Origin of the sequence: Chroococcidiopsis cubana SAG 39.79 (genome assembly GCF_003991895.1) — a bacterium.
Classification (GTDB): Bacteria; Cyanobacteriota; Cyanobacteriia; order Cyanobacteriales; family Chroococcidiopsidaceae; genus Chroococcidiopsis; species Chroococcidiopsis thermalis.
The window spans coordinates 224,562-232,495 of record NZ_RSCK01000003.1 but is presented as its reverse complement, the minus strand read 5'-3'; the positions used below and the strand labels follow the sequence as shown (position 1 = coordinate 232,495).

General features: G+C 42.4%; 7 protein-coding genes. 3 read left to right on the top strand and 4 right to left on the bottom strand.

Features of this window, described 5'->3' with window-relative positions; translation table 11 throughout:
• Window positions 1-1,005 (top strand): iron uptake porin (locus DSM107010_RS03675; RefSeq protein ID WP_148125929.1); only part of this gene is annotated, 1,005 nt, incomplete at its 5' end.
• Window positions 1,006-1,222: 217 nt separating this feature from the next.
• On the opposite strand, the gene DSM107010_RS03670 is transcribed toward DSM107010_RS03675, so the two are convergent.
• The 3 genes from DSM107010_RS03670 to DSM107010_RS03660 form a co-directional block, all read right to left on the bottom strand.
• Window positions 1,223-1,570, bottom strand: coding sequence for a hypothetical protein (locus tag DSM107010_RS03670; RefSeq protein WP_127022375.1), 348 nt, complete (start codon window positions 1,568-1,570; stop codon window positions 1,223-1,225).
• A 278-nt stretch (window positions 1,571-1,848) separates the two neighbouring features.
• Window positions 1,849-2,160: a hypothetical protein gene (locus DSM107010_RS03665; RefSeq protein WP_106171288.1), complete on the bottom strand. Its 312-nt coding sequence runs from the start codon at window positions 2,158-2,160 to the stop codon at window positions 1,849-1,851.
• A 276-nt stretch (window positions 2,161-2,436) separates the two neighbouring features.
• Window positions 2,437-2,919, bottom strand: a complete 483-nt coding sequence (locus DSM107010_RS03660; protein WP_106171285.1) for a DUF2808 domain-containing protein — start codon at window positions 2,917-2,919, stop codon at window positions 2,437-2,439.
• Window positions 2,920-3,303: 384 nt separating this feature from the next.
• On the opposite strand from DSM107010_RS03660, the gene DSM107010_RS03655 reads away from it, so the two are divergent.
• Complete coding sequence (locus DSM107010_RS03655) at window positions 3,304-4,815, top strand: TolC family protein (RefSeq protein WP_241994111.1); 1,512 nt, start codon at window positions 3,304-3,306, stop codon at window positions 4,813-4,815.
• Window positions 4,816-4,870: 55 nt separating this feature from the next.
• On the opposite strand, the gene DSM107010_RS03650 is transcribed toward DSM107010_RS03655, so the two are convergent.
• On the bottom strand, window positions 4,871-5,347 hold the full coding sequence (locus DSM107010_RS03650) for a hypothetical protein (protein ID WP_106167904.1): 477 nt from the start codon (window positions 5,345-5,347) through the stop codon (window positions 4,871-4,873).
• A gap of 907 nt (window positions 5,348-6,254) precedes the next feature.
• Between DSM107010_RS03650 and DSM107010_RS03645 the strand changes: the two genes are divergently transcribed.
• Window positions 6,255-7,393 (top strand): IS630 family transposase gene (locus DSM107010_RS03645; protein ID WP_199755383.1). Its coding sequence is split into 2 segments (ribosomal slippage): window positions 6,255-6,675 and window positions 6,675-7,393, totalling 1,140 coding nucleotides; the frame shifts between segments, so codons are not numbered across the junction.
• The last annotated feature ends 541 nt before the right edge of the window (window positions 7,394-7,934 follow it).

The following is a 7,934-nucleotide window of genomic DNA, read 5'->3' as shown; positions in this document are numbered from 1 at the left end:
GGAAAAGATTTACTGAGAACTCGGCTGCAAGCCCGCAATATCACTCCGTTTACGCGAACTGGAACTCCTGGTGCTTCAGGCGATACGGGTACTGCTATGACACGCCTATCGTTCGATGGTAGTGATAGCAATGATGTTGCCATCGACGACTTTTTCTATCGTTTTCCAGTGGGTGACATTGCTGAAGTCAAAGTTGACTTTGCCAACTCTGACTTCTTTGAAAATATGTACACTTTCAACCCCGTGTTTGAAAGCAGTGGTAACGGAGCCATTTCTAACTTTGGACGCTTTAACCCGATTTATCGCCAGCAGGGTACTGTGGGTTCCGCTTTAACTGTCAACATTAACCCCAAAGGTCGTATCGGTCTGTCTCTCGGCTATAAAGCACCGAATTCTAATAATCCTGGTAACAGTTTTGGACTGTTCAACGGAGATTATGCGGCGATCGCTCAACTAGCTTTTCGTCCCTCGGATGCCTTAAATTTAGGACTGACCTACGCTCACAGCTATGATAATGCCGTGACCGATAGCGTTACTACTAGCAACAGTATCAGCGTTTCGGGAGGTACTGGCAGTAACTTTGCCAATAACCCCTTCAACAATGCCGCCACTTCAGCCAATCACTATGCCGCGCAAGCTAACCTCAAGCTAGGTGAAAGAATGACAATTTCGGGTTGGGGCGGCTACACTGTCGCTTTGAATGAAAACAGCCCTTCTCAGTCTGCTGACATTTGGAACTGGGCGGCAACCTTAGCCATACAAGATTTGGGTAAAGAAGGCAGCGTACTCGGTCTGATCTTCGGTCAGCCACCCAGAGCAGCTAGTAATGATTTTGGCGGTCGTAGAGATAGAGACACTTCCTATCACCTAGAGGCACTCTACCGCTTTCCCATTACCGATAATATTGAGGTCACTCCTGGCGCGATCGTAATTTTCAATCCCGAACACAACAATGACAACAGCAACATCTATGTTGGAACTATACGAACGACCTTTAGATTCTAAAACTTAGTTCTAAAAACCTGTCCTTGCCCGTCGATCGAGAGACGTGCAAGGATAGTGCGATCGCAGCGGATTTATGAATGTACTTAAAATAATTTGCGCTCGTGTAGATTGTTGAAAATACTAACTACTAGTGCGATCGCCCAACACCTATATTTGGAAAGCGGATATAGTTTTCCAAATATAGGTTGGTTGTTATTATTTGGCGCTAGGTGTTTTGTTAATCTTTTCTCAAACTTTCTATCTGGGACTTGACAGCTCTGAGGTAGCCTCGATCGGTTGCTGTTTCAGGGGAAACTTTGTTCTTTTTAACAGCACTTTGCACTAGATCTTCAGCACTGACTCTCCCCGCCTCGTAAGCCGCAAGGAATGCGCTGTAGCCAGGAATGCCTTGGTCTCGAAAGTAACCTTGATAAGCTAAGTACACTAGATTAAAGGGACGCAGTTGATATCTAACAGGAGTACTGTTTTTTCCACTATCGGCTGCTGCTATCTCAACTCCTAACGTAGGCACATCTGCAATAGAAAATAATAAAACTGATAGACCACCAAGGATGGCTAATTTCATAACATTGACTCCTGAATCAACTCTGCTTTGCTATCTAAAACGACACCTGCTGGATATAATTACCAGCAAAAAAGTTAGCTTCTTCCAGGTATTTAGTAGAGTTCTAGACAAAACTACTTCTACCCTTTTCCATGCGAACCAAGTATTTCTACAACTAGTAAGTAGCTAGAGCCAAAATTTCAACTCTATGAAGGAGAGAATCTAGTATGGGTCTAACCTCAACGCTGGATAGCGTTATTTTTGGCTCTAGCTTCATGTTGCCTAAACTTTTGTCGCGACTATTGAGCGCCTGAATAGCACTTCTGCAAAGCTGCAAGTCTCTCTCTAGTAGCTCCCCCAGATGGTCTTGCTATAGGAACTTTACAACCTTTTGCGTTAGATGTCTCTGTGGACTGCCGATCTTCTGCAACTCCTGCATGGCACTTTTGCTCGTTTGCAAGTCGTTGCCTACTAGCTCCTCCAGAAGGTTCTGAGATAGGTGTAGCTCGACAGCCTTCTTTGCTGCCAGAGTTATCGGGGTTAGCATATGCAGCAGAACCAAAAGATGCGAGCGTTATGATGAATGCAGTACCGATTAAAAATGTTTTCATGGTAAACCCTCCAAATAAAAAACGTGAATCGATGCATTGCCAATCTTTAGTTAGATAAATAGAAAATCTTCTCTAACTAATTTTTCAGGTTGTTCAACTGGTTAGGCAGAAATAGATTCTGCAAATAAGACGTAGAATCACTTCACTTGTATGTGACTGAGAAATTATTCAAGTGTGAGTCATACCTTTAACATCCTTGCCGGAAAACATATCTCGCTCGAACTTATATTTACTATCTTGACAGGCTTAAATGAAATTGAAATGAAATCTTGACTCTTATCGCACATAGACCCGATAGCGAGCAAAACCAATAGGCAGATCTGCATCAATTCCATCAAGTCTGGCGTAAACTTTGTACAGCCAAGCATTGGTAATTCCTGAGATTTTTACATCTCCCATAGCAATTTTAAGTTCGTTTCCAGGAGAAACTGGTGTGGGAAATACTAACGTGACTTTATTACCATCAATAGAGGTATTGGTGTCAATTTGGCGACCTGTCTTGTCGGAAACAGCGATCTTGTTCTTTACCTTTAAACCAGCAGGTACGTCAATCGTCAGTTGAGATAGAGATTTACTATTTTGGGGAATTTGCAATCGAAAAGTGTGTCTGACAATTGATGCTTTAGATTGAGGAAATTGGACGGAGCTAACAATATGAGGAACCTTCATAGCATCTGTCACGGGAATTGCATAGACAGATGGAACTGATACTGCGGCTGTTAAACTAAGCGCAGTAGCGTAAATTAGTGGTTTGATCATTTTGACTCTATTCTTACTAGGGATCGGCTAAATTAATTCATACTTAGACTCATTTTGGTTATGTAAACCTAATGCTAAGGTAAACCAATGACTATGAAATCAGGATGAAATTTTTGACTGTTAAAGAAAGTTATTTATTTAGTAGTATCCAGATTTACGACTGAAGAAAATTTAGGTTTACAATAACGCAGGTTCTGGAATTAGAAACGATATTTAATAAAGCTGGGCGATCGGTCAAGCCTCAACGCTTTGTCACAAATACCTACAAAGTTGAAGAATTAATTAGAGGCTGTATAGATTTCATCCAAATTTCATCTCTATGTGAAATACTTGAGTCTTAGTGCTTTCCAGTTGCCACTAAAATTGAAAGTTAAAGTGTGTTTCATGATGATTCCGTTGCCTGTCAGAGAAGGGCTTCAAGCTAGTAAAAAACTCATGCAGACTGTTTGTCTTCTGACGGTAATGAGTGTTAGTGCTATTTTCATTCTCAGCCAGATTCAATCGGCTAGCGCCCAAACTAAACCCATATCCCCAACCGTTCCCTCAGAAAGTCAGTTGCCTGACTCGCTGAATCCCAGCCAGAACCCGCTCGATCTCCCGACTAGTCCAGAACAAGTCCGATTGCAGCAAGCACAACCAATTACTTTGCAACAGGCGATCGCGCTGGCACAAAGGAACAATCGAGAACTCCAGATAGCACGACAAACTTTGCAGCGCAGTCAAGCTGCCCTAAGACAAGCGCAAGCAGCTCGATTACCCACTTTGAGCGGTGAAGCAGAATTTTCCCGCGAACAAAATGCTAGCGACAAACTAGACGATCTCGACGACGGTGAAGAGTCTTCCCCTGAAACTCCTTTAGGCGGCACTTTAGAGGTTGGTTATGACATTTTCACTTCCGGTAGGCGCTCTGGTAGAATCGGGGCTGCACAGGAGCAGGTGCGCTTCGATCGATTGGACGTAGAGCGACTGAACGAACAAACTCGTCTGGATGTCACAAATACTTACTACGACTTGCAAGAAGCAGACGAGCAGGTGCGAATTTCCCAAGCAGGGGTTAATAATGCCCAAAAAAGTTTGCAGGACGCTATTGCATTAGAAGAAGGTGGGTTAGTAGCTCAGTTTGATATTGTTAGAGCTAAGGTGCAGCTTGGCAATGCAGAACAGGAACTGATCGACGCTCAAAGCCAGCAAGATATCGCCCGTCGTCGATTAGTGGAATTGTTGAGTTTAGGTGAAACAGTAGATGTGAGGGCTGCCGATCCAGTGCGGCAAGCAGGGGAATGGAAATTATCGCTGGAAGAAAGTATCGTGCTGGCGTATAAAAATAGAGTAGAGCTGCAACAGCAGTTGGCACAACGTAGAATTGCCGAGCAGCAGCGTCGTGTTGCCTTGGCTGAGGCAAGACCGCAAATTAGTTTGTTTGCCAACTATCAAGTATTGGATGACTTGAGTGACGAATTTGACTTGCAAGATGGATATGCAGCAGGAGCTAGACTGCGCTGGAATTTCTTCGATGGTGGAGCAGCTAGATTTGCAGCAGCCCAGGAGAGGAATAATCGGGCGATCGCCGAAACCCGCTTTGCTCAAACTCGCAATCAAGTTCGTTTTCAAGTCGAACAGGGATATAAAAGCCTTCAAGCAAATGCTCGCAGCATTCAAACTGCATCCGCTGCTTTGCAACAGGCTCAGTTGGGTTTAGAAACCGCCCGCGTGCGCTTTCAGGGAGGAGTTGGTACTCAACTAGACGTGATTAGTGCTGAAAATGACTTGACACGAGCGCAGGTGAATCGGCTGAATGCAATTTTGAATTACAATCGCGCTCTAGCAACGCTGCAACGCGCTGTTAGCGATCTTTCTAGGAGAAACTCATCAGCCTCACAAACAAACAGTAAGTAAGCTATCTTATACAAAAAGAGCTAAAATTTCTGTGGATACAGTCAGAAAATGGGAATTAATATGTACGAAACCGAACTACACCTACAGGAATTTCTGTATTACTGCCAACAACTTTAGCCCAAAGGCTATAAACGGAATCAGGACCCTGAGATAGCTGCCTAACTTTGTTGAGTTCAATTATAAGCTTGGTGTTAGAAATATTTTTTTCTGAAAAATCTATGATAATTTTTTTGTCGTTAACAGAAACATTGATATCAATTTTCTGACCATTCTGAGCTAAAACGTCTATATCACTACTCACAGCTACAGTAGATGGAGTGTCAATAATAAGCTGAGAGAGACCGTTAATATTTTTGGGGACGTTTAATTTAAAAGCGTGTTTGACTAGCTGCCAGCGATTAGCAGGAGACTGCACGTCATTCTCAATATTGGAAATGTTATCGCTATTTGTCTTGGTACTTGCATAGCTAGTAGTAGTTAAAGCTACAGTAGCTAGCGCGAATACGGTAACATAAACTAGTGTTTTCTTCATTTGAGTTTCTCAAAATTTAACTCTGCCAACTAGCTTTGAAATTCCCTCAAGATTTCACTCAAGATGAATCTCTTGCTAACTAGATTGACAGAGTAAGATGAAATTCAGATGAAATGTCGCCTAGAGTTAAAATTCCTTTGCGATCGCGCTTCCTTCCCAATCTACAGATGCTTTGCTTTTGAAAATAAAATTGGGTAAGTCGTACTAGCTTTGCTTGAAATTAGGAGAGTTATTTAGCCGTAGGTCGTTAGCATTCGAGCTGTAGGGGAGGAGATTTAACCACTTAACAATAGTCTCAGACCTACTCGACGAGTCCTGCTTTCGGATAGTGAAAGTTCTTAGGGTAGTATCAGGCGAAGGCGCTTTAGGATTAACAAGACTTATTCTCATCAGTAAACTGGGTACGATATCTCTGACTACGAAGCAAGAATGAAAAAGCACTTTAGGTAGCCGCGATACTTGATGCAAATAAATATCATTAATTTTAGGTGCTTACAAGACGCACAACGATATGAAATTAGGGTAAAATTTCTTAAAATTGTCAAAAAATTTGATCATTTTGATGCACAACATAAGAGGATAAAATTTCTTAAAATCGTCAAAAGAATAAATATATATTTTACTTTTTTCTTTTACATAAATAGAGTTTTTTAGTAATTTTTAAGAGATGTGAAAACCGCTTTTTATAACAACATGAATCTGTTACTCTCTTCTGGAGATTGAGTTTATTTACTTAGTCGTTGTAAGTGTAAGAAGAATTAAGGCACTTAAGGAGTAATTTCATGATTATTTCTGAAATCAAGGGTTGGGAAATTATCAACGAAGAAAATGAAGCTAGTAGACCGCCACGCTGATTTTGACAAGCGGAGGTGAGATTGGAGAAACTAAAGAAAAACTAGAAACTCCAATGCCAGAAAAATACATTGTCAACCTGAGTACAGAAGAACGAAAATATTTGCATCAACTAACGCACAAGGGGAAGTATCCGGCTCGTAGGTTCAAGCGGGCACAGATTCTACTGCTGAGCGATGAAGGACATGCAGATGAAACGATTGCCCGAATGCTTCATGTGGGAGAATCAACGGTACATCGCACTCGTCAAAAGTGTGTAGATGGTGGAGTTGAGTTTGCCTTGAGCGAGCAACCGCGTCCAGGTGGAAAACGTAAATTGGATGGACGCGCCGAAGCAATGCTGATAGCAACGGCTTGTAGTGATGCGCCGACAGGACAGAAACGATGGACGATGCAGATGTTAGCAGCTCGCCTCGTAGAATTACAGCTGGTGGACAGTATCTCAGACGAGACGGTGCGACGAGTGTTAGAAAAAACGACATCAAGCCTTGGTTAAACCAACAGTGGTGCATTTCACAGGTGAATGCAGATTTTATCTGGCGGATGGAGGAGGTTTTAGACTTGTACGAGCAGCCCTATAACCCTAGTGAGCCGGTAGTTTGCTTTGATGAGCGTCCCGTGCAACTGGTGAGCGAAACCCGTACCCCACTTCCTCTAGAACCAGGAAAACCAAAGCGTTATGACTATGAGTACAAGCGTGAAGGCACGTGCAATCTATTTGCCTTTTTTCAACCATTAGCACAGTGGCGGCATATCAAAGTGACTGACCAACGCACTGCACAAGATTTTGCCTTGTGTATGCAGTATTTAGTGGATGTCTTATTCCCATTTGCACACCTAATTCATGTTGTGTTGGACAACTTGAACACTCATACGCCTGCTGCTTTGTATCAAACTTTTGATGCGGCCCAAGCTCGTCGTATTCTTGAGCGGTTGCAGTTTCACTACACTCCAGTTCATGGCAGTTGGTTAAATATGGTCGAACTGGAAATATCGGTTTTATCTCGTCAATGTTTAGATCGTCGCATTCCCTCCACTGAAGAACTGTCTAGAGAAGTCGCAGCATGGGAAGCATCTCGTAATCAGGCTAAAGCCAGCGTGAACTGGCGTTTCACTAACACTCAAGCACGAATCACGCTAGAGCGTTTGTATCCTCAACCAAGTCTGTCAGAATCTAACCTGTCAAAATCATAGTGGCAGTCTACTAGTGTGACAGGAGGCATGTCTATAAAACACTCGTATGCATCCAGCTCTGCTGATGCATATGCTGAAGGTCTAGCAGGAGCTGCAATCTATACATTTACAGATTCAACAGCTCTCGACTTTGCAAATAGACGCTATGCCTCTGGTAGATCGAAATCTATTGCAATAGGCTCCAACGGTTAGGTTTATTAATAAAATTATCTTCCAAACTATCTAGTTATCAAACATCACTAAAAGCAAAAACACCTATTAGTTAAAGTGCTTTTAGTGATTTTCTCTTTAGTTTATTCTGGCTCGTTCAGACCTGATGTTTATGTAGAGGTCTGGGAGTATATGTTTAGCATTGTCTATGTCTATAAATTTGAATTATAGACATACCTGTTGCTGTGTCTAAAGTCATATCAGTATTTATGTTGTAAGCCGTATAAGCCAATGCAACAGCATAAATATTACAGTTGTTTATCTAAGCTCAGCTTTGCACTGGCGGAGTTTGGCTAAGGCTTCTTGCTGAATCTGCCGCACCCGTTCGCGA

Coding starts and splice junctions, on each gene's coding strand:
- DSM107010_RS03660 (WP_106171285.1), bottom strand. CDS start 2,919: ATGATCAAACCACTAATTTACGCTACTGCGCTTAGTTTAACAGCCGCA.
- DSM107010_RS03650 (WP_106167904.1), bottom strand. CDS start 5,347: ATGAAGAAAACACTAGTTTATGTTACCGTATTCGCGCTAGCTACTGTA.
- DSM107010_RS03670 (WP_127022375.1), bottom strand. CDS start 1,570: ATGAAATTAGCCATCCTTGGTGGTCTATCAGTTTTATTATTTTCTATT.
- DSM107010_RS03665 (WP_106171288.1), bottom strand. CDS start 2,160: ATGAAAACATTTTTAATCGGTACTGCATTCATCATAACGCTCGCATCT.
- DSM107010_RS03655 (WP_241994111.1), top strand. CDS start 3,304: ATGATGATTCCGTTGCCTGTCAGAGAAGGGCTTCAAGCTAGTAAAAAA.